This window comes from Leisingera sp. NJS201 (assembly GCF_004535885.1).
Taxonomy (GTDB): Bacteria; Pseudomonadota; Alphaproteobacteria; order Rhodobacterales; family Rhodobacteraceae; genus Leisingera.
This window is the reverse complement of sequence record NZ_CP038234.1, coordinates 875,899-895,110: the sequence shown is the minus strand read 5'-3', so window position 1 is coordinate 895,110 and position 19,212 is coordinate 875,899. Positions and strand designations below refer to the sequence as shown.

Annotated in this window: 18 protein-coding genes; 10 read left to right on the top strand and 8 right to left on the bottom strand. The window is 64.6% G+C overall.

What is annotated here, in order from left to right; translation table 11 throughout:
- Positions 1-9: 9 nt before the first annotated feature.
- Positions 10-945, top strand: a complete 936-nt coding sequence (locus ETW23_RS04310; RefSeq protein WP_134829245.1) for a glyoxylate/hydroxypyruvate reductase A — start codon at positions 10-12, stop codon at positions 943-945.
- A 124-nt stretch (positions 946-1,069) separates the two neighbouring features.
- Here the strand turns inward: ETW23_RS04310 and ETW23_RS04305 are convergent, their stop codons facing one another.
- From ETW23_RS04305 to ETW23_RS04295, 3 genes are all read right to left on the bottom strand, one after another.
- Entirely contained in the window at positions 1,070-1,786 is a 717-nt protein-coding gene (locus tag ETW23_RS04305; protein WP_134829244.1) for a flavodoxin family protein, read from the bottom strand.
- Between the two features lie 134 nt (positions 1,787-1,920).
- A complete protein-coding gene (gene gcvH, locus ETW23_RS04300) occupies positions 1,921-2,280 on the bottom strand; it encodes a glycine cleavage system protein GcvH (RefSeq protein WP_134831259.1) in 360 nt (119 codons plus the stop codon).
- A 229-nt stretch (positions 2,281-2,509) separates the two neighbouring features.
- Complete coding sequence (locus ETW23_RS04295) at positions 2,510-3,958, bottom strand: glutamine synthetase family protein (RefSeq protein ID WP_134829243.1); 1,449 nt, start codon at positions 3,956-3,958, stop codon at positions 2,510-2,512.
- Between the two features lie 212 nt (positions 3,959-4,170).
- On the opposite strand from ETW23_RS04295, the gene ETW23_RS04290 reads away from it, so the two are divergent.
- From ETW23_RS04290 to ETW23_RS04280, 3 genes are all read left to right on the top strand, one after another.
- Entirely contained in the window at positions 4,171-4,947 is a 777-nt protein-coding gene (locus ETW23_RS04290) for an IclR family transcriptional regulator C-terminal domain-containing protein (protein WP_134829242.1), read from the top strand.
- A gap of 83 nt (positions 4,948-5,030) precedes the next feature.
- On the top strand, positions 5,031-5,345 hold the full coding sequence (locus tag ETW23_RS04285; protein ID WP_134829241.1) for a hypothetical protein: 315 nt from the start codon (positions 5,031-5,033) through the stop codon (positions 5,343-5,345).
- A gap of 121 nt (positions 5,346-5,466) precedes the next feature.
- Complete coding sequence (locus ETW23_RS04280; protein ID WP_205879940.1) at positions 5,467-6,450, top strand: type I glyceraldehyde-3-phosphate dehydrogenase; 984 nt, start codon at positions 5,467-5,469, stop codon at positions 6,448-6,450.
- A 52-nt stretch (positions 6,451-6,502) separates the two neighbouring features.
- Here the strand turns inward: ETW23_RS04280 and ETW23_RS04275 are convergent, their stop codons facing one another.
- Together ETW23_RS04275 and ETW23_RS04270 are read right to left on the bottom strand one after the other, a co-directional pair.
- On the bottom strand, positions 6,503-7,111 hold the full coding sequence (locus tag ETW23_RS04275; protein ID WP_134829239.1) for a hypothetical protein: 609 nt from the start codon (positions 7,109-7,111) through the stop codon (positions 6,503-6,505).
- A gap of 64 nt (positions 7,112-7,175) precedes the next feature.
- A complete protein-coding gene (locus ETW23_RS04270; protein ID WP_348773134.1) occupies positions 7,176-7,520 on the bottom strand; it encodes a hypothetical protein in 345 nt (114 codons plus the stop codon).
- Between the two features lie 484 nt (positions 7,521-8,004).
- Between ETW23_RS04270 and ETW23_RS04265 the strand changes: the two genes are divergently transcribed.
- The 3 genes from ETW23_RS04265 to ETW23_RS04260 are packed head-to-tail and all read left to right on the top strand — an operon-like array spanning position 8,005 to position 13,429.
- Positions 8,005-9,807 carry an autotransporter assembly complex family protein gene (locus ETW23_RS04265; protein ID WP_134829238.1) on the top strand — a complete coding sequence of 601 codons (1,803 nt, stop codon included), beginning with the start codon at positions 8,005-8,007 and terminating at the stop codon, positions 9,805-9,807.
- Positions 9,804-10,991, top strand: a complete 1,188-nt coding sequence (locus tag ETW23_RS26700; protein ID WP_368075870.1) for a hypothetical protein — start codon at positions 9,804-9,806, stop codon at positions 10,989-10,991. Before ETW23_RS04265 ends, ETW23_RS26700 begins: the two co-directional genes overlap by 4 nt.
- Positions 10,976-13,429: a translocation/assembly module TamB domain-containing protein gene (locus tag ETW23_RS04260; protein ID WP_368075869.1), complete on the top strand. Its 2,454-nt coding sequence runs from the start codon at positions 10,976-10,978 to the stop codon at positions 13,427-13,429. Before ETW23_RS26700 ends, ETW23_RS04260 begins: the two co-directional genes overlap by 16 nt.
- Here the strand turns inward: ETW23_RS04260 and ETW23_RS25700 are convergent.
- Together ETW23_RS25700 and ETW23_RS25695 are read right to left on the bottom strand one after the other, a co-directional pair.
- On the bottom strand, positions 13,413-13,793 hold the full coding sequence (locus ETW23_RS25700) for a glucokinase (protein WP_254695142.1): 381 nt from the start codon (positions 13,791-13,793) through the stop codon (positions 13,413-13,415). The genes ETW23_RS04260 and ETW23_RS25700 overlap by 17 nt on opposite strands.
- Positions 13,772-14,374 (bottom strand): glucokinase, encoded by a 603-nt coding sequence (locus ETW23_RS25695; RefSeq protein WP_254695141.1) that lies wholly within the window; start codon positions 14,372-14,374, stop codon positions 13,772-13,774. The genes ETW23_RS25700 and ETW23_RS25695 overlap by 22 nt, the downstream gene beginning before the upstream one ends.
- Before the next feature lie 198 nt (positions 14,375-14,572).
- Here ETW23_RS25695 and ETW23_RS04250 point away from each other — a divergent pair, with 198 nt between their 5' ends.
- The gene (locus tag ETW23_RS04250; RefSeq protein ID WP_134829237.1) at positions 14,573-15,565 is read left to right on the top strand and encodes a glycosyltransferase family 2 protein; all 993 of its coding nucleotides are present in this window, start codon (positions 14,573-14,575) and stop codon (positions 15,563-15,565) included.
- Positions 15,562-16,512, top strand: coding sequence for a glycosyltransferase family 2 protein (locus ETW23_RS04245; protein ID WP_134829236.1), 951 nt, complete (start codon positions 15,562-15,564; stop codon positions 16,510-16,512). Before ETW23_RS04250 ends, ETW23_RS04245 begins: the two co-directional genes overlap by 4 nt.
- A 152-nt stretch (positions 16,513-16,664) precedes the next feature.
- Here the strand turns inward: ETW23_RS04245 and ETW23_RS04240 are convergent, their stop codons facing one another.
- Entirely contained in the window at positions 16,665-17,417 is a 753-nt protein-coding gene (locus tag ETW23_RS04240) for a WecB/TagA/CpsF family glycosyltransferase (RefSeq protein ID WP_134831258.1), read from the bottom strand.
- A 193-nt stretch (positions 17,418-17,610) separates the two neighbouring features.
- Between ETW23_RS04240 and ETW23_RS04235 the strand changes: the two genes are divergently transcribed.
- Positions 17,611-19,074, top strand: coding sequence for a hypothetical protein (locus tag ETW23_RS04235; protein ID WP_134829235.1), 1,464 nt, complete (start codon positions 17,611-17,613; stop codon positions 19,072-19,074).
- Positions 19,075-19,212: the final 138 nt, after the last annotated feature.

The following is a 19,212-nucleotide window of genomic DNA, read 5'->3' as shown; positions in this document are numbered from 1 at the left end:
AGAACGCGCATGGCATTGCTGATCAGCATCGGCCACGACGGCTGGTACACCGAGGAACAGCTGGCAGATGAGCTTCGCTCGGTGGCCCCCGGGACCGACATCCGGCCTATCTCTGACCCCGGCAATCTGGAAGACATCACCATGCTGGCGGTGTCCGCACTGAAGGGCGATCTGGCCGCGCAGCTGCCGAACCTGCAGCTGGTGCAAAAGCTGGGCGCCGGGGTGGACAGCATCGTGGCGCACCCCAGCGTCGCACCGCATGTGCGTGTGACCCGCCTGAAACCGCAAGAGCCGGCGTATGAGATTGCAGATTACTGCCTGGCTTATGTGCTGCGCGGCCAGCGCAACATGTCCGCCCACGCAGTCTCCCAATCCCGCAGCGCCTGGGAGCCACGGGCGCCGGGGCGCCCGGCGGAAACCACCATAGGCGTGCTGGGGCTTGGCCATATCGGCGGCATGACCGCGCGGCTGATGCGGGACATGCGGTTCCGGGTGCTGGGCTGGAGCCGCTCCCCCAAGGAGATCGACGGGGTGGACTGCCGCCATGGCGCAGAGGCGCTGCCGCAGATGCTGGGGATATGCGACTATGTCTGCTCAATCCTGCCGTCCACCCCGGCAACCCGCGGGCTGATGGATGCGGAAATGCTGGCCGCAATGAAACCGGGCGCGACACTGATCAACGCAGGCCGCGGCGATCTGGTCGATGAACCTGCCTTGCTGGCAGCACTGGACAAAGGCACGCCGGGCCATGCGGTGCTGGATGTGGTAAGCAAGGAACCGTTGCCCGCAGACAGCCCGCTGTGGACGCATCCGCAGGTGACGATCACCCCGCATGTGTCGGGCTGGCATCTGGGCGATGCGCTGCGCGATGTGGTGGAGAACTACCGGCGGCTGGAAGCCGGGAAAGATCTGCTGCACGAGGTGGACCGGCAGCGGGGCTACTGATCCGGCCTGCAGCCGCCCGCCCCCTGCTTTATTCGGACCTTGAAGACTCCCGCCCGGGCCACCGCCATTTTTCCGGCAGGGAACAAGGCGGCCAACTGCGCCAGCCGCAAACGCAGCGGGCCGGCTAGGAGCGGTAGTCCGGGTTTTCATAGTCGAACCGGCAGCCGGCAGACCAGGCATTTCGGTCGTTGCCCTCATTCGGATAGCCGCCGGCATCGCGCAGCATCGCCGCCAGATGCATCAGGTTCCAAGTCATGATCGTAGTGTTGCGCTGGGTGAACTCGTTTTCAAAGCCGGCGGGCTTGCCCTCCACCTCGTCGCCATAAGACGGTCCCGGCCCGGCCTCGCCGATCCAGCCGCAATCGGCCTGCGGCGGGATGGTAAAGCCCAAGTGACTGAGCGCATAACACAGCGTCATCGCGGTATGCTTGATGCCGTCCTCGTTGCCGGTGATGACGGTGCCGCCGGTCTTGCCGTAGAAAACCGACTGCCCTTTATCGTTCAGCTCGCCGCTCATACCGTAAAGGCGTTCAATGAGAATGCGGCAGACCGAACTTTCCTCGCCCAGCCAGATCGGGGTGCCGACCACCAGGATCTGTGCTGCCAGTACCTTCTGCCACAGCTCCGGCCAATCGTCTTGCGGCCAGCCATGCTCTGTCATGTCCGGATAGACGCCGGGCGGCACAATGTGGTCCAGGATATGCAGATGCTCCACCTCCACGCCGTTCTTTTCCATAATGGAGGATGACGCCTCCATCAGCAGGCGGGTGTGGCTTTTGCTGCCGTCTTTCTTGAGGGAGGTGTTGATGAAAAGGGCTTTGAGGCCCGGAAAACCGGTCATAGCGCGTCTCCCGTCTGGATTGCAGGTATGGACCGGATGATAGGACATCGCCTGCGGCTGCACAGGCGCGCTGGCGGGATCGTGATGCCAGACGGAAACCGCCCGCCAGTTGGAAAACACGGCGGGCGGGAAAATCAGCCGATAAACTTCTTATAGCCGGCTTCATCCATGTAGTCGTCCATCGGCGACAGATCCGATGGCTTCAGCTTGAAGAACCAGGCGCCGCCTTCGGGGTCTTCGTTCACCTTGCCGGGATCATCGGTCAGCGCCTCGTTCACCTCGACCACTTCACCGTCCAGCGGCGACAGGATGTCGGAGGCGGCTTTGACCGATTCAATTACCACGATTTCTTCATCCTTGGAAACCTCGGTGCCCACTTCCGGCAGTTCCACAAAGACCACTTCGCCCAGCTGTTCGGCGGCATGGGCGGTGATGCCAACGGTGATCAGATCGTCTTCGGGCAGCAGCCACTCGTGTTCTTCGGTGTATTTCATCATCGTGTATTCCCTTGGAAGAGGCTTGGGTTTTCAGTGCAGGTTGGTATTCAGTGCAGGTTATGCCGCCGTAACGGATACCGCGGGAAGAAGAAAGCCGGTCCTGCCGGGCCCTGCATGCGCGGGTATACGCTACCAACGGTGCCGGTCTCCGATCAAGATGGCAAATCATGGGATTTTTGCGTTTTTTTGGGCACAGGCCCCCAATGCCCTGTGCGGCCCTGTGCGGTCAGAACAGATTGAAATACTCCGCCTGCTCCCATTCGCTGACAGTGTCCAGGTAACGTTCCCATTCGAACTGCTTGAGCTGCAGGAAATAGCTGACGGTCTCTTCCCCCAGCGCTGCACGGCACATCTGCGAGCCGCCGAAACCCTCCAGCGCCTGGCCCAGCGAACGCGGCAGGCGCTCGGCGTTTTCACTATAGGGCGACACTGTGGGCCTGGGCGCCTCCAGCCCTTCTTTGATGCCGGCCATGCCTGCGATGATCTGGGCGGCCAGCGCGTAATAGGGGTTGGCAGTGCTGTCCGGCGCGCGGTTTTCGATCCGGCTGGCGGTATCGCCCGGCTGCATCAGCGCCCGCAGCATGGCGCCGCGGTTGTCCTCGCCCCAGCCGATGCGGTTCGGGGCCAGCTGGAACGGCAGATAGCGTTTGTAGCTGTTCACCGTCGGCGCGATCAGCAGCGAGGTCTCAGGGGCGTATTTCAACAGGCCCGCCATCCAGGCACTGGCGTGCGGGCTCAGCAGTCCGGCGGTTTCCGGCATGAACAGATTGCGCCCTGTGGCCGGGTCCAGCAGCGACTGATGCACGTGCCAGCCGTTGGCCATGGCACCCGCCAGCCGTGGTTTGGCCATGAAGCTGGCGTGCAACCCGTTGCGGGCGCAGACCTCCTTGACCATCGTGCGGAACATCACCATCGCGTCGGCCTGGGCCATGGCGCCATCCGGGGCAAAGGTGAATTCAACCTGGCTGGGACCCATTTCTATTTCCACCGAACGCACCGCCAGGCCCAGTTTCTGGGCGTTGCGGCGCAACAGGTCCAGCACCCCCTCCGCTTCGCCATAGCGGGTTTCGCTCAGGTACTGGTACCCTTGCGTCAGGTTGCGGGTTTGTACCGGCGCGCCGGGACGGGTGGCCTGTTCATGGGCCGATGCCTTGTCCGCCAGTTCGAAAATGTGGAATTCCACCTCCAAGCCAAAGATGGCCGCCATCCCCTGCACCTCCAGCGCATCGACTGCCCGCTGCAGCACGCCGCAGGACGCAAACGGGACCGGGCTGCCATCCGGATAGACCGGCGTGCAGAAAATCCAGGCGGAATGGCCGGACCAGGGCAGCGCGCGAAAGGTTTCGGGGCGCGGCACCAGCAGCACGTCGCCGGCACCCTGCATCGGGCCGGACAGGCCGGTGCCGCCGTCCCAGACCGGAAAGGCATTTCGGTGGGAGGTGTCTTTCAGCAGCAAGGTTGCCGGCATGTTGAGACCACGGTCAAAGACGCTGCCAAAGGCCTCGGCCATCATTGTCTTGCCGCGCAGGATCCCGTGCTGGTCGGGGAACAGCACCCGCACCGTTTCTATCCCGTCAAACTGCGCGCGGGAGGTGATCTCGGCTGCTTTGCGGCAATCTTCGGGCGACAGCAGCCCCAGGCGGGCCAGTTTACCGGATGTGAAATCTTGTGCCATGGGCGGCCTCCTGGGTAGCGAGCTGTTTGAAATTGCACCGGAAATACCCCGGCGTCCAGTCCACGGCAGATTTTGACGCAACCCGGTGCGTAATCCGGATATTGCGGGGGTTTTGCGCCTTGACAGCATTCGCAGGGCGAACATTGTGTCGAACATTCGCACAAAGCCACTGCCCCGAGCGGTGCCATTCAAGATCAGGACAGCGGTTTCAGATGACAGCAGTTGAACAGGACAGGAATATTTCGTCGAGCTTTGCCAAAGGGCTGGCAGTTCTGGCGGTGTTTGACGCGGCCTCCCCCAGCATGACCCTGGCCGAGATCGCCCGGCGCACCGGCCAGGACCGGGCCACTGCCCGGCGCGGGGCGCTGACGCTGGTGCAGGCAGGCTATCTGCGCCAGGACGGGCGGATGCTGTCATTGACCCCGCGGGTGCTGGCACTGGCGGGCGGTTTCCTGCAGGCCAATCAGTTCGGACGCCGGGTGCAGCCGGTTCTGAACCGCCATGCGCGGCAAATGGAAATCGAGGTGACGCTGGCAATGCTGGATCAGGGCCGGGTGCTGCTGCTGGCGCAATCCACCGTCGAGCATGGCCATATCACCTATGGCTTCACCGCCGGTTCCCATATTCCGCTGGCCCATACCAGTCTGGGGCGGATGCTGCTGGCCGGGCTGCCGGAGACCGCGGCGGCCGCGGTGCTGGCCGCAACAGAAATCCCGCGCCATACCGAGGCCTCGCTCACCGGTCCCGGCCGTATTCTGGACCGCGTGGATGAGGCCCGCACGCAGGGTTATTGCCTCACCAGCGGCGAATTCGAAGCCGGGATCACCGGTTACGCCGTGCCCGTCTCGCGGCCCGGGCAGACGCCGATTGTCGCCGGTTGTTCAGCGCCGCGCGGGTTGCAGCCGGAGGCGGATGCCGAACGGTTGTTGCGCGGATTGCAGCTCTGCGCCGCAGAGCTGCGCCAGGCCGAGGCCGTGGACCACCTGTAACCGCGCCTTGCGGGAAAGCCTGCTTTGCATTGCACGCCGCCCTTGCTAGGCTGAATCAAGATATTTCCGCAGGAGCAATTTTGATGATCAAACAGACTGCATTGGCAGCGGCCCTGTGCGCCGCGCTTGCCCCGGCTGCATCGGCCGCGGATGCCGAAGGCACCATGGTCACCGTTCTGGGCCGCGATTGGGCGGTTTTCCCGGTCGCGGACACACCGGGCCGCTACAGCGCCACGCGGATGAATCTGGAGCATTTGCCGTTCCGCCCGCCTGCGGTGCTGACCGCCCGCCAGGCAGTGCAGGCCCTGCGCACCGCCACCGGTTGCAGCGTCAACATGGACACGATGGTGCGCAGCATCAACAGCACCTATTACGCCCACGTGATCTGCCGCAATTAAAGGTATGGCTGACGGCCCTGCAGTTTTGCGGCGTATTTCTGAAACATCCTCTTGGGAAATGTGATCATTTTCCGGGAGGCCATGGATTGAGCGGCCCCGGCGCGCCTGCCATAGATTGCGCATGAGACTTGCAATCAACGGATTCGGCCGCATCGGCCGCGCCATCCTGCGCCAGATTCTGACGACCCCGCGCGGAGACGGCATCGACGTGGTGCGGATCAACGATATCGCACCCTTGGATATGTGCGCCTATCTGTTCCAGTACGACAGCACCTTCGGCCCCTTTGCCCACCCAGTGGAGCATGGCGGTGAGGCGCTGCAGGTAATGGGGCGCTCGATCCCCGTCAGTCATGCACCGGATCTGACATCGGTGGACCTGTCCGGCGTTGACCTGGTGCTGGAATGCACCGGCATCGCGCGGACATCTGATGTGGCCGAGCGCGGCATCAAGGCAGGTGCGTCCAAGGTTCTGATCTCCGGCCCCTCCCCGGCGGCTGAGCTGACCGTGGTGCTGGGCGCCAACGAGGAGCAGCTGGGCGATGCGCGCATTGTCTCCAACGCCTCCTGCACCACCAATGGCCTCACTCCGCTGGTCAAGCTGCTGGACCGGATCGCCGGCATCGATACGGCACATATGACCACCATCCATTGCTACACCAACTCGCAGCCGATGGTGGACGCGCCGCGCGGCGATTTTGCCCGCTCGCGCGGCGGCGCGCAATCGATGGTGCCCACAACGACTTCGGCGACGCATCTGATCGACGAGGTGCTGCCACATCTGAAAGGCCGGGTCAGCGGTGCCGCAGTGCGGGTGCCGACGGCCAGCGTTTCCGCCGTGGATCTGGTGGCGCAGCTGAAGACCCCGATGAGCGAAGACGCGTTCACCGCCGCCCTGCGCGAAGGCGTGGCAGTATCCAAGGTGCTGGGCTGGACCGATATGCCGCTGGTATCCTCTGACCTGCGGGCGCGGCCTGAATCGCTGGTGATTGCCGGGCCGGAAACCCGCATGGCCGGCGAACATCAGGCGCGGGTGTTCGGCTGGTATGACAATGAATGGGGCTTTTCGGCCCGGATGCTGGATGTGGCCAGGCTGATGGCGGGATAAGATCCGCCCATGTCCCCAGACCGGCTTGCAGGCCCGCCATTGGCGGGCTTTGCTATTCCTGCGGTTTCCGCCCTGCTCCAGACAGCCGGATCCAACGGAAAATCAGCATCAGCGCAACCATGCAGACCGCAAGACCGATCAGATCGCCAGCCGCATAAACAGCCATGACCGGCAGCTGATCTCTGGGAAAGATCAGACCGGAAAACACCACTGATTGCCCCAGCGAATTGATGACAGAGGCCAGCGCCCCCACGGCCAGCAGCCCGGTCCAGGCGATCCGGCGCGCTTGGCCGGCATAAAGATCCCAACCGAAGAGCCATGCGATTTCAAAACCCGCAAATGCGGCAAAGGCGCCGACAGCAATGGACTGCAAAAGCACCGGCTCCATCAGTTGCTGAACATTGGCTGACGTGAACATCAGCTCAGACAGAAACGCGCCACAGGCGAGAGGCAAAACCGCTCTCCAGCCGAACAGCCAGACGCTAAGCACCCGCACCCCGTGCGGCAAGTAGATCAGGCTGGCAAAGACGGTGATCTCCGGCAGAAACATATTCTGCACCGGCGTGACGGCCCAGGCCGTCAGACCATGGCAAATGACATAAGCCGCGGTGATCACCGCAAAACTCTGAAAACCGGGCAGGAACTGCAATACGCGTATCATGCCGCCCGTTTAGACAGCGTGCAGAGAAGCTGCAATCAGATGTTGGGCGGCTGACAGGCTGCGGTCACCTTGCGGCGGGATCAAAGCAAACCACGTAATGCTTGGCCTTGCTGCCGCCCGCCCGCTCCAGCAATCCTAAGGCCAGCAGCGACTTCAGTGTTCTGTGAAAAGTTGCCTGGGCAATTTCCGTCACCAGCCGGTGGCTGCGGATTTGCTCGGACTGAACCGGGGCGCCTGGCACGCTGGTCAGCGCATGCGCGGCCAGCAACACATCCCGTTCAGCCCGGTTCAACCGGTCCAGACCGATGTCGCGTTCCATTTTATGGAGCATATCCCGAAGTTCAAAAATTGACTTTAACCGATCCACAATTGCACCTCCGGGGAACACAAGCTGCTGCTCCAGCACCATTTAATCTGCCAGTATAAGATGACACCACGCGAAAATTATCAATCCGACAATTATCTGGACAGTTCAATTCCGCGTGGTATCATTCCCGTCAGGCTGGGCTGCATTGTGAGTGGTGGCTGCGCCTGACGTTACTCGAAGTAGCTTTGTTAACCAGTGCCGGCTCCGGCAGTTTCAACTGCCGGAGCTGAACTGAATAGTACAGTTTCCTTACCGGTTGCCAATCACCTTTGCAGCCAATTTCACCGCGCACACGCCAAACCGGCAGGATTGTGCCCGCGGCTTTGCACTCCCCTTCCAGTGCCGCCGCCTGCCAGCTGCCGCCATGCGCGGCAATCCGCTGCCAGCCGGTAGCGACCGAACCCCGGCGGAAAGCTGCTGCTTTACCTGTTCCATCCTGCATTTTTCCCGTGTTAGGCTTTGACCCAGCCGCCTGCGGCCCTGCCGGGCTTAGAGGCCGATTTTCCGCCCGCCGCCGGGAGCAGACATGAATTTTCCTTTCCGCCCGCGACTATTGGCGAGCACCCTTGCTTTCAACCTGCTGACATTGCTGCCGCCTGCCGCCTTTGGCGCCGAGGCCACGCTGCAGGCGCCCGGTGCGGATGAAGCCCTGGCCGGACGGCTGCGCGGCGCCTCGTCTTCGGTGGCCGCCAGCGGCGAGACCAATGTGCAGGAGCTGCTGGCGGCGGCCCTGTCGGATTACCGCACACTGGTGCAGGTGCTGTATGACGCGGGTCATTTTTCGCCGGTGGTGAATATCCGCCTGGACGGGCGCGAGGCGGCGCGGATCCAGCCGCTGAACCCGCCAAAGAACGTCAGCAAGGTGGAAATCACCGTAAAGCCCGGCCCGCGGTTCGCTTTTGGCCGGGCCGAGCTGGCGCCGCTGCCGCAAACCAGCGACGTGGAGATCCCTGCAGGCTTTGCCCCTGGCCAGCCCGCCAGCACCGGCGCGATCCGCGACGCGGCGATTGCCGGCGTGCGGGCCTGGCGCCGCAACGGCCACGCCAAGGCAACGGTGGCGGATCAGAAGATCACCGCCAACCACGTGCAAGCCCGGCTTGATGCAGAACTCCGGCTGGCGCCGGGTCCGCAGCTGCGGTTCGGGAAGTTGCGGATTACTGGCGAAACCAACGTCCGCGAGGATGCCATCCGCCGGATCGCCGGGTTCCCGGAAGGCGGCGCGTTCCACCCTGATCTGGTCTCCAAATCCGCGACCCGGTTGCGCCGCACCGGCACGTTTTCCACCGTGGTCCTGCGCGAGGCCGAGCAGCCGAACCCGGACGGCACCTTGGATTTTACAGCCCGGGTCGAGGATCTGCCGCCGCGCCGCTTGACCTTCGGGGCCGAGATCAGCTCCTCCGACGGAATTGAACTGTCGGGCAGCTGGATGCACCGCAACCTGTTCGGTGCTGCAGAAAAGCTGCGGATCGAGGCGCGGCTCAGCGGTATCGGCAGCAGCAATGACATTGACGGCCGTATCGCCATTCGGCTGGACCGGCCCGCAGCACTGGGGCCGGATGACAGTATCTTCTATCTGGCCGAGGCCGAACGGCTGGACGAGGAACACTACAGCGCCACCCAGGTGCTGGGGGCCATCGGCGTGCGGCGGACGTTTTCGGACCAGTTCTATGCCGAGGCCGCCTTGGGCGTGACGTCCATCCTGGCTGAGGATGTCTTCGGCAAGCGGCGCTTCAAATATCTGGCAGGCCGGATCCGTGCGGAATACGACGGCCGCGACAGCCGGGTGAATCCGGCAAGCGGCTATTTCCTTCAGGGCGGCGCAACCCCTTTCATCGGCATTGACGGCAACGACTCCGGCCTGCAAATCAAAGCTGACGGGCGTGCCTATTACGGGCTGGGCGCCGATGACCGGATCGTGCTGGCCGGGCGGCTGCAGATGGGGTCGGTGATCGGACCGTCCCTAAGCGGGACCGCCCCCACCCTGCTGTTCTTTTCCGGCGGCGCGGGGTCGGTGCGCGGGCATGAATTCCAGTCGCTGGGCGTGCCCGCCAATGGCGGCACCGCCGGCGGGCGCGGTTTTCTGGCGCTTTCGGGCGAGGTCCGGGGCAAAGTCACCGACAAGATCTCACTGGTCGGGTTTTACGACCTTGGTTTTGTCGATGCAGACAGTTTTGTCTCCGGCTCATCTGCGCGCCATGCCGGCGCGGGCTTTGGCCTGCGCTATGATGTGGCAGGCATCGGCCCGATCCGGCTTGACCTCGCCTATCCGGTGGACGGCGGGTCCGAGGACGGGCTGCAATTCTATATCGGGATCGGACAAGCGTTTTGAGACAGTTTCTTGGCCTTGCCCTGGCCCTTGGGCTGACGATTGCGCCCGCAGCGGCGCAGGACACCACGACGGAGGACGCCGGCGGGCTGCTGGTCGATTTCCTGGAGGATACGCTGTCCGGCGACAGCCGCTATATCAGCGTGACAGGTCTTGAGGGCGCGTTTTCCTCGCAGGCCAAGATCAAGCAGATCACGGTGGCGGATGAAGACGGCATCTGGCTGACCGTTGAGGGCGCCGAACTGGACTGGAACCGGCTGGCGCTGCTGCGCGGACGGTTCTCGGTCAATGAGCTGTCGGCTGAACGCATCGAAGTGGCGCGCGCGCCCAAACCGCTGCCGCCGGACCCCGAACTGCCAGAGCCTGAGGCCACGCCGTTTGCCCTCCCGGAACTGCCGGTGGCAATTGAGCTGGGCCGGATCAAGGCAGCCCGGATCGAACTGGGCGAGGAATTGGCCGGTTCGGCGGCCAGCCTGTCGGTCGAAGGCTCGCTGATGCTGGCGGACGGGGCACTGGATACCAAACTGGCAGCAACCCGGCTGGACAAACCCGGCGACCATTTCCGGCTGGAGGCGGGGTTTGCCAATGAAACCCGGCAAATCACCCTGGATCTGGCAGTGGAGGAAAGCGCGGGCGGTCTGATCTCGCGCAGCCTGGATCTGCCTGGCAGCCCCGAGTTGCAATTGGCTGCCCAAGGCAGCGGCCCGGTCAGTGATTTCACCGCCGATATCCGGTTCAGCACCAATGGCGCGGAACGGCTGGCAGGCCAGGTGGTGCTGGCGGCTGTGCCTTTGCCCGCAGACGCCGCGCCGGACGCTCCGCGCGATATCGGCTTCTCTGCCGACCTGGGCGGCAATATCGACGTGCTGCTGCCGCCGGTGCACCGGCCGTTCTTTGGCCCCGGTCTGCGGCTTAATGTAAAGGGCACGCGCGCAGGCAGCGGCGCGGTGGCGTTGGACACGCTGGCCTTGCGCAGCAATGCGCTGCAGGTCACCGGCGCAGCAGCGCTGGATGCGGGCGGCAAGCTGGACACTGCAAATCTGAAAACCGCCATCACCCCGCCCCCAGGCCAGGCCGCCGTCGCCCTGCCCTTTGGCGGCGGGCAGACGACGCTGGCGGCGGCAGACCTGCAACTGAAAAAGACCGCCGGGGCAACTGGACCCTGGACGGGGTGCTGGACCAGCTGAGCCACCCCGGCGCCCTGGTGGGCCGGGCCGAGATTTCCGGACGGGGCACGCTGGACCAAAGCACCGGCTTTGCACTGACGGGACGGCTGACTGCCGGCCTCAGCAGTTTGCAGCCGCGTGATCCGGCGATGGCCAAGGCCACCGGCAATGAAATCCGCTTTGAAGGCACGCTCACCACCGAAGGCCCCGGCGCGTTGCAGATCACGGATATGGAACTGCGGGGCAGCGATTACCAAGCCGCGGGGGATGTGGGTTTTGACGGGTTGGAAGACGGCCTGAAAGTCAGCACCGACCTGACTGCGGACCTGGCTGATCTGGCCCGGTTCTCGGACCTGGCCGGGCACTCGCTGGGCGGCGCGGTACAGGCCGCGGTCAAAGGTTCCTTCACCCCTCTTTCGGGGGCGTTTGACACCGACCTTTCTATGCAGGCGCAGGACCTGTCGGCAGGCATTGCCCAGGCGGATGAGCTGCTGAAGGGCACAACCACGCTGGCGCTGAAGGCGGCGCGGGATGAGAACGGCATCGCAATCGACCGCTTTGAGCTGGCAGGCAGCGCGCTGCTGGCCAGCGCCGCAGGCACGCTCAACAGCGATGCCGGACGGATGGAGATCACCGCCAAACTGAACCGGCTGGAGGTGCTGCTGCCGCAAACGCCCGGCGCGCTGGAGCTGGCCACCACCCTCACCCGCAATGGCGATACCCTGAAAGGGGTGGCAGAGCTGAAGGGACCGCACACCTCCAGCGCCAAACTGGATGGCTCGGTCACGCTGGAAGGCGATGCCGATTTCACCTTTGCCGCCGCCCTGAACGAGCTGGAGCGGTTTGTGCCGCAGTTGGCGGGCAAGCTGACCGCCCAAGGCACCGCCGCGCGCCGCAACGGGGAATGGCAGATTGCGGGCAAAGCGGTGGGTCCAGCCGCCATCACCGCGGATATCGAGGGCCGCTTTACCGAAAACAACGGCAGCACAGATCTGCGCTTTGATGCGGCGATCGGCCAGCTGCAGCGGCTGGTCCCTGATCTTCCCGGCCGCCTCGCCGCCAAGGGCACTGCGGCGCGGCGGGACGGCACCTGGACCATCGACAGCACCGCCAGCGGCCCCGCCGGCATCGACAGCCGCGTTGCCGGCAGCTGGAGCGAAGCCAAAGGCACCGCAGATGTGACCGCCAAGGGCACGCTGCGGCTGGAAGGGCTGAACCCGTTCATCTCTCCCAACCTGATGCAGGGCCCTGCGAATTTCGACATGGCCTTGCGGGGCGTCCCGGCACTGGATGGCTTAAGCGGTACTATCTCGGTACCCGGCGCCTCGCTCGCCATCCCGTCGGCGGCACAGCGGGTGGATGATATCAACGCCACCGTTTCCATCGCCCGCTCCAGCGCGCAGCTGCAGGTCTCGGCCCGCCCGCGCGACGGCGGCACGGTGCGGATCAGCGGCCCGGTCGGGCTGCAGCCGCCGTTCAACGGCAACCTGCAGATTGCCATCGGCGATGTGGTGGTGACCGACCACCTGTCTTATGAAACCCTGCTGAACGGCAGCCTGGCGATGTCAGGTGCGATGGCGGGCAACAACCGGATCGAGGGACGGATCGATGTGGGCGAGACCAATATCAACCTGAACACCGCCGGCGGTTCGGTCTCAGCGGCACCGATCCCGCCAATCCGCCATGTCGGAACCCCGCGCGATGTGCGCCGGACACTGGCCCGCGCCGGGCTGACCGGCAGCAGCGGCGGCGGTGGCGGCTCCGGCAGAACCGAACTGGACATTCTGATCAGCGCGCCCTCCAGGATCTTTGCCCGCGGCCGCGGGTTGCGCTCGGAATTGGGCGGCGAGATCCGCCTGCGCGGCACCACCGCACGGCTGTCGCCCTCCGGCCAGATCAGCCTGATCCGCGGCACCTTTGATATTCTGGGGCGGCGGCTGGAGCTGGATGAAGGCCGGATCACCCTGCTGGGGGATCTGAAACCCTATCTGGAGTTCAAATCCTCGGCGGCCACGGATCAAGGCACCGCAACGCTGGAAATCTCGGGCCGGGTCGATGCGCCCGAGATCAAAGTCACCTCGGACCCGCCCCGCCCCAGCGAGGAAGCCCTGGCGCTGCTGCTGTTCGGCGACAATATCCAGGACATCTCACCGCTGGCGCTGGCCCGTCTGGCGGGGTCAGCGCTGACCCTCAGCGGGCGCGGTGGCGGTGCGCAGAACAAGCTGCGCAATGCCACCGGTGCGGATGACGTCGATATCGGCGCCGATAATCTGGGGGCCGGGCAGCTGGGCCTCGGCGGATATGTGGCGGAAAACGTCTATACCGATTTCAACGTCAACACCCGCGGCGACAGCGAGCTGAGCATCAACCTTGACATGACCGACAGCCTGACGGTGCAAGGCACGGTGGACAGCGAGGGCGAAACCGGATTTGGCCTGTTCTTCAAACGCGACTACTGACGTCTGCCCCGGCGGCGGCCAGCGCCACCCGCGCAGCCCCGCCGACACCCGCCGCATCATCCGTGATCAGCCACAACGGCGTCCCGGCACAGACAGTCCCCAGCTGGCCGCCCGGCGCCGTATAACTCTCCAGGAAACGCGACCGCGCGGGGGAGTTCAGCACACCGCGCGCGACGCTTCCGGCAAAGAATAGACCCTGCGCCGGCAGGTAGGCCGCTGTCAGCTCGCGCGCCATCAGACCCAGCAAATGCGCCCATTCGCAGACCGTCCGTGCCTCGGGCGAGTCCGGGCTTGCGAGGCAAGCGGCCACGATCCCCTCGGCACTGCTGGCCGCCGAGCCGGTCAGGGCTTGGTGAAACCGCACCAGTCCAGCACCCGAGAACAGCATTTCGGTGCTGGCTGCGTTCTCCGGCTCATGGTCCAGCCCCCCTGCAGGCGGCGGTGCACGGCTTGCGGCAGGCTGGTGCGGCCAAGTTCAGCTGCCAGCACCTCGCCGTTCAGCGCGGCTGAGACATTGAACCCGGTGCCGATGCCGGCAACCAGTGCCTGGCCGCCGCTATGCCGCCCCTGGTGAAGACAGGACAGCTGTCCCGGGATCAACGCAGGCAAGGCATGGCACAGGGCTGCAAGATCGTTGATTACATTGGCCTTGGCACTTGCCGGCAGTTGCAATGCGGCGGCTATGCTGCCTGCATCGCCCTGCCAATTGCGGTTGCTGAGGTGAAACTGCCCTTCCCGGACCGGACCTGCCACGGCCAGGCAAGCCCCCTGCAGGGGCGGAAACCCCGGCTGCGCGCAATAGGCCTTCAGCACATCCTCCAAACTGGTGAAACTGCTATTGGCGAAGCTCTGCAATGCTGTGACCCCGATGCCAGGGGCCGCCAGGGCCAGCCGGGTCCGGCTGCCACCAACATCGCCAGCCAAAACGGTCAGCTCAGCCGCCATCTGCCGCGGTCCTTTTCTGATCACTTTCGTACGATCAAGACTGCAGCAATCCCGCCGCAATTGCAATTGAGCGCACCCGCAGTGCTTGCGGCCATCGGCGGAAGTCTGCACTTTGACAGGAAAATTCCAGGCAACCGCAACACGGAACGCATTGTGCAAAGAACATTCGTCCAAAGGCTGGCAGCCCGCAGCGGGCGCATGACGCATGCCGCAAGGTTCCGCGCGTCGCTGCGCCATCTGCATGGGCCCGCCCGCCGCTTTGCCGCAGCGGATCAGGTGGTGCTGATCGCCCTGGTGCGCAACGGCGCCTTTTACCTTGATGTGTTCTTTGAGCATTACCGGAGGCTGGGAGTTTCGGCTTTTGTGTTCTTCGACAATGGCTCAACCGATGGCACGCTGAACCGCATCCGGCAGGAACCGGACACGGCGGTGCTGCGCTCGCCCCTGCCCTGGCTGGAATACGAGAACACCTTCCGCGCATATGCCGCCAACCGCTATGGCCGGGACCGCTGGTGCCTGTTTGCAGATATGGACGAGCTGTTTGAATTCGAAGGCAGCCGCACCGCGGGGCTGGCCGGGCTGACCCGCTACCTGACACGGAAAAACTATACCGCCTTGCAGGCGCAAATGCTGGAGATGTTTCCCAAAGGCCCGCTGGCGGCAGCCTGCGGTCTCAGCTACGCCGAGGCTGTGGACGCCTTCCGCTATGCCGACATCAGTGCGGTGCGGGCGGTGGACTACGGGTCTAAGGACACGCGCCTGGCCTATTATCTGCGCCAGAACCGCCTGCCGCCGGGCGGCGCAAGGATGCTGTACGGCGGCGTGCGCGGCAAGGTTTTCGGCGAGAATTGCTGTCTAAGCAAGCACCCGCTGATCTTCAACGGGCCGGGCGTGCAAGCGGCAGTGCATCCGCATCTCTCTGCCGGTCTGCGGCTGGCGGATATGGACGGCTTGATCCGCCACTACAAATTTGCCGGCGACAGCCTGGCGCGCGACTTGCAATCCCAGGCCGAGGCCCGGTCCGAACATGGCGAGGACAGGCTGCGTTCCGGTGTTCTTCAGGCCCGGCCTGAGGTAAGCCTGTGGTCGGATGCAGCCCTGCAAAACGCCGGTATCGAAACCCTCCAGCAACGCGGGTTCCTGCGCCGGTCGGCTGACTACAGCGCCTTTCTGGCGGGCGGCAGCACATGACCGCGCCCTCCGTCGCTGCAGTGGTCATTGGCCGCAACGAGGGCGAACGCCTGATCCGCTGCCTGCGCTCCTTGCAAGGCCAGGCGCAGCCGCTGATCTATGTGGACAGCGGCTCCAGCGACGGCTCGGCAGCTGCAGCCCGGGCGATTGGCGCCGAAGTGGTGGATCTGGACCTCAGCCGGCCCTTCACTGCGGCGCGTGCCCGCAATGCCGGGCTGGCAGTTTTGGATGACAGAGCCGGCTACGTGCAGTTCGTGGACGGCGATTGCGAGGTGGACCCGGATTGGATCACCACCGCAGCAGCGTTTCTGCAGGCGCACCCCCAGACGGCCGTGGTTTGCGGGCGGCGGCGGGAGCGGTTTCCCGATGTCTCGGTCTACAACCGGCTGTGCGATGCGGAATGGGACACCCCACTGGGCGAAGCCAAGGCCTGCGGCGGCGATGCGCTGATGCGGGTTGCGGCGGTGCGGGCGGCGGGCGGATACCGCGAAAGCCTGATCGCCGGGGAAGAGCCGGAACTGTGCCTGCGGTTGCGGCGGGACGGTTGGCGGATCTGGCGGATAGATGCGGAGATGACCCTGCATGACGCGCAGATGCAGCATTTTGGCCAGTGGTGGCGGCGCAGCCGCCGGGCCGGCCATGCTTTCGCCGAAGGCGCGGCCTTGCATGGGGCGGGACCGGAACGCCATTGGGCCGCCGAAACCCGCCGCGCGCTGTTCTGGGGGGCGGTTCTGCCGACGGGTATCATTCTGGCTGGTCTGATGAACCCGTTCTTGATGACTGCTATACTGATCTACCCGGCGCAGTGTCTGCGCCTGGCCCGTCGCATGGGATACACGCAGGCGCTGTTTGCCGTCATCGGAAAATTCGCCGAAGCTGCTGGAGCTGTAGAGTTCTACTGGCGCCGCTTGCATGGCAGGGCTCGCGGCATTCTCGAGTATAAGTAGCGCCGGCCGGGGCTTTGCCCCTCTTGGCCTCGCGGCCAATTCACCCCAGGATGTTTACGGCCAGAAGAATAAAGGATCCAAGTCTCATCTGGCCCTTAAATGTCGCTAAGCACGCGGCATATCCTCGCCGAAAGACCGGGCATTGCCGCCCGTTACCGCGCCCGGATGCGCCAAGCCCTGAGCATCTGGCCAGGCAGGATCATCAGGCATTTGGCATAGCGCGGCAGCAGCCGCGCCGGGCTGGACAGCGCCCGCCACAGCCACTCCATCGCCACCGCCCGCACCCAGGCAGGCGCCCGTTTTTGATGACCGCCAAGGAAATCCAGCCCGGCTCCGACGGAGGCAAACCCCGTGCGCGGCGACACCCGGCGGCCGCGTTGGGCAAACTGTTCTTGCTTTGGCGCGCCCAGCGCCAGGAAGCACAATGCAATGCCGGTCCCTTCCAGGCGATGCAGGATTTGATCCGCTTCTGGCCCGTCCGGGTCAAACCGGCCTGATGGCGCATCGACCCAGGCGATTTCGAGGCCCGGCACCTGTGCCAGCAAAGCGGCCTTGGCGTCCTGCAGCGCCGCATCCGTACTGCCCACGAGGGCCACCGGAACTCCGGCCTCTGCCGCCAGGCGGCACAGCGGCAATACCATGTCCGAGCCGGGCATCAGCTCCAGCGGGCGGCGGGCAAGCCGCGACAGCCAGACAACCGGACGCCCGTCTGCAACCACCAGATCCTGCGCCTGATAGGCCGCCAGAAAGCCCGGGGACTCCGCCATTTTGACCAGGTGGTCCAGATTTACCGTGGCCAGCGCAAACCCCTGCGAGGCTTTGAACCGGGCCCGGACCTCGGCCTCAAGCATGGAACGCGCCGGCATGGTCACCGCAACCCGGCGGCCGTGAAATTCGAAATACAATGCAGCCTCCAACGACAATGCCGTTTCCTCATACCGCCGGCACGGCGGCCAGGCCAGCAGACCCGCGTCCGCTGCGCCCTGAGCGTGGCAAAGCTGCACGCTGTTTACCTCTTCTTGCAAATCCGCGGGACAGGGACGTCCGCAACCGGTAAACTTTGATGCAAATCCGGGGAATTGAGGGGGCACGAAGGCTTTGCCCAACGCTTTGGCCTATCTGATGCTGCTGGCTTGGCCGCTGGCCAGCCTGATCCTGTTCCGGCGCCTGCCGCTGGAGCGGGCAATCCTGTGGTGCATCATCGCAGGCTATCTGCTGCTGCCGCCGCTGGCCGAGTTCGACCTGCCGCTGGTGCCGGATATGGACAAATTCGCCATTCCATCCGTGATGGCATTCCTGTTGTGCCTGCTGCTGCTGCGCAGGCCGGTGCCGCTGCTGCCGCGGCATCCGGCGGTGCGGGTTCTGGCGCTATTGTTTGTGTTCGGCGTTATTCCAACAGTGCTGACCAATGGCGAGCCGATCCTGTTCCGCAGGATCGCCAATTCCGATCCGATTGTCTTTCTGACCGATCAGCTGCCAGGACTGCGCTGGCGCGACATGGGATCGGTGATCATCAACCAGATGATCGTGCTGATACCTTTTTTGCTGGCGCGGCGTTACCTCTCCACCCCCGAAGCGCAGCGCGAGCTGCTGCTGGCGCTGATGATCGGCGGGCTGGCCTATACCGTCCCGTCGCTGATTGAAATCCGGCTCAGCCCGCAGATGAACGTCTGGATATACGGCTTCTTCCAGCATGACTTCAGCCAGATGATCCGCCAGGGCGGCTTCCGCCCCATCGTATTCCTGCCCCATGCCCTGTGGCTGGCGTTTTTCATGCTGTCGGCGCTGCTGGCCGCTACGTCCCTGGCCCGCGCGGCCGCTTCCGGCCAAAGGCTTCGCCTGATCCTGGCGGCGGTATATCTGTTTGCCGTTCTGGTGCTGTGCAAGAGCCTCGCCGCGCTGGCCTATGCGCTGGCCTTCACGCCTGTGGTGGCGCTGGCGCCCATGCGCTGGCAGCTGCGGGCGGCGCTGCTGCTGGCGCTGATCGCAGTGGTCTATCCGATGCTGCGCAACACCGGGCTGGTGCCGACCGAGGCGCTGGTGGCGCAGGCCGAGGCAATCAGCGCCGAGCGGGCGCAGTCGCTGAACTACCGGTTCGAGAACGAGACACAGCTGTTGGCGCGGGCTGCGGAGAAACCCTGGTTCGGCTGGGGCGGCTGGGGCCGCAATCTGGTGCGCCACGCCGAGACCGGGCAGATCCTGTCGATCCCGGACGGGCGCTGGATCATTGTGTTCGGCACCTTCGGCTGGCTGGGCTATATTGCCGAGATGGGCTTGCTGGCAGCGCCGCTGGTTCTGCTGGCACAAGCCGCGCGGCGCGCGCCGCAGGGCAGTGTCTCGCCGTTTGCCGCGCCGATTGCCCTCATCCTGGCCGCAACCATGGTGGATATGCTGCTCAACGCCACCCTGATCCCGATCACCTGGATGTGCGCCGGCTCGGTGCTGGGCTACGCCGAGCGGTTGCTCTACCCGAATCTGTTCAGCCGGAAACCAGCCCTGTTCGGCGGGGCGCAGGCGCTGATGCCTGACACCGCCGGGCCAGAGAAGCGAAGTATTCTGTGATGCCGCAATCTTTCCGCTTTTCAGGCCCAATTCAACACATTGCGTCCACAGGCTGGCCCTATGGATTGACGAAATTAAACTGAATAAATCCGGTTTGCAGCACAGATGGGGATCTGGTGCTGCCAGGCCGGGACAACC

What these genes read in the sequence shown, in the direction of transcription:
- ETW23_RS04290 (WP_134829242.1), top strand. Translation starts at nt 4,171, where the DNA reads ATGACAGCAGTTGAACAGGACAGGAATATTTCGTCGAGCTTTGCCAAA.
- ETW23_RS04275 (WP_134829239.1), bottom strand. Translation starts at nt 7,111, where the DNA reads ATGATACGCGTATTGCAGTTCCTGCCCGGTTTTCAGAGTTTTGCGGTG.
- ETW23_RS04285 (WP_134829241.1), top strand. Translation starts at nt 5,031, where the DNA reads ATGATCAAACAGACTGCATTGGCAGCGGCCCTGTGCGCCGCGCTTGCC.
- ETW23_RS04265 (WP_134829238.1), top strand. Translation starts at nt 8,005, where the DNA reads ATGAATTTTCCTTTCCGCCCGCGACTATTGGCGAGCACCCTTGCTTTC.
- gcvH (WP_134831259.1), bottom strand. Translation starts at nt 2,280, where the DNA reads ATGAAATACACCGAAGAACACGAGTGGCTGCTGCCCGAAGACGATCTG.
- ETW23_RS04305 (WP_134829244.1), bottom strand. Translation starts at nt 1,786, where the DNA reads ATGACCGGTTTTCCGGGCCTCAAAGCCCTTTTCATCAACACCTCCCTC.
- ETW23_RS04280 (WP_205879940.1), top strand. Translation starts at nt 5,467, where the DNA reads ATGAGACTTGCAATCAACGGATTCGGCCGCATCGGCCGCGCCATCCTG.
- ETW23_RS04270 (WP_348773134.1), bottom strand. Translation starts at nt 7,520, where the DNA reads ATGGTGCTGGAGCAGCAGCTTGTGTTCCCCGGAGGTGCAATTGTGGAT.
- ETW23_RS04250 (WP_134829237.1), top strand. Translation starts at nt 14,573, where the DNA reads ATGACGCATGCCGCAAGGTTCCGCGCGTCGCTGCGCCATCTGCATGGG.
- ETW23_RS04310 (WP_134829245.1), top strand. Translation starts at nt 10, where the DNA reads ATGGCATTGCTGATCAGCATCGGCCACGACGGCTGGTACACCGAGGAA.
- ETW23_RS04295 (WP_134829243.1), bottom strand. Translation starts at nt 3,958, where the DNA reads ATGGCACAAGATTTCACATCCGGTAAACTGGCCCGCCTGGGGCTGCTG.
- ETW23_RS04245 (WP_134829236.1), top strand. Translation starts at nt 15,562, where the DNA reads ATGACCGCGCCCTCCGTCGCTGCAGTGGTCATTGGCCGCAACGAGGGC.
- ETW23_RS25695 (WP_254695141.1), bottom strand. Translation starts at nt 14,374, where the DNA reads ATGGCGGCTGAGCTGACCGTTTTGGCTGGCGATGTTGGTGGCAGCCGG.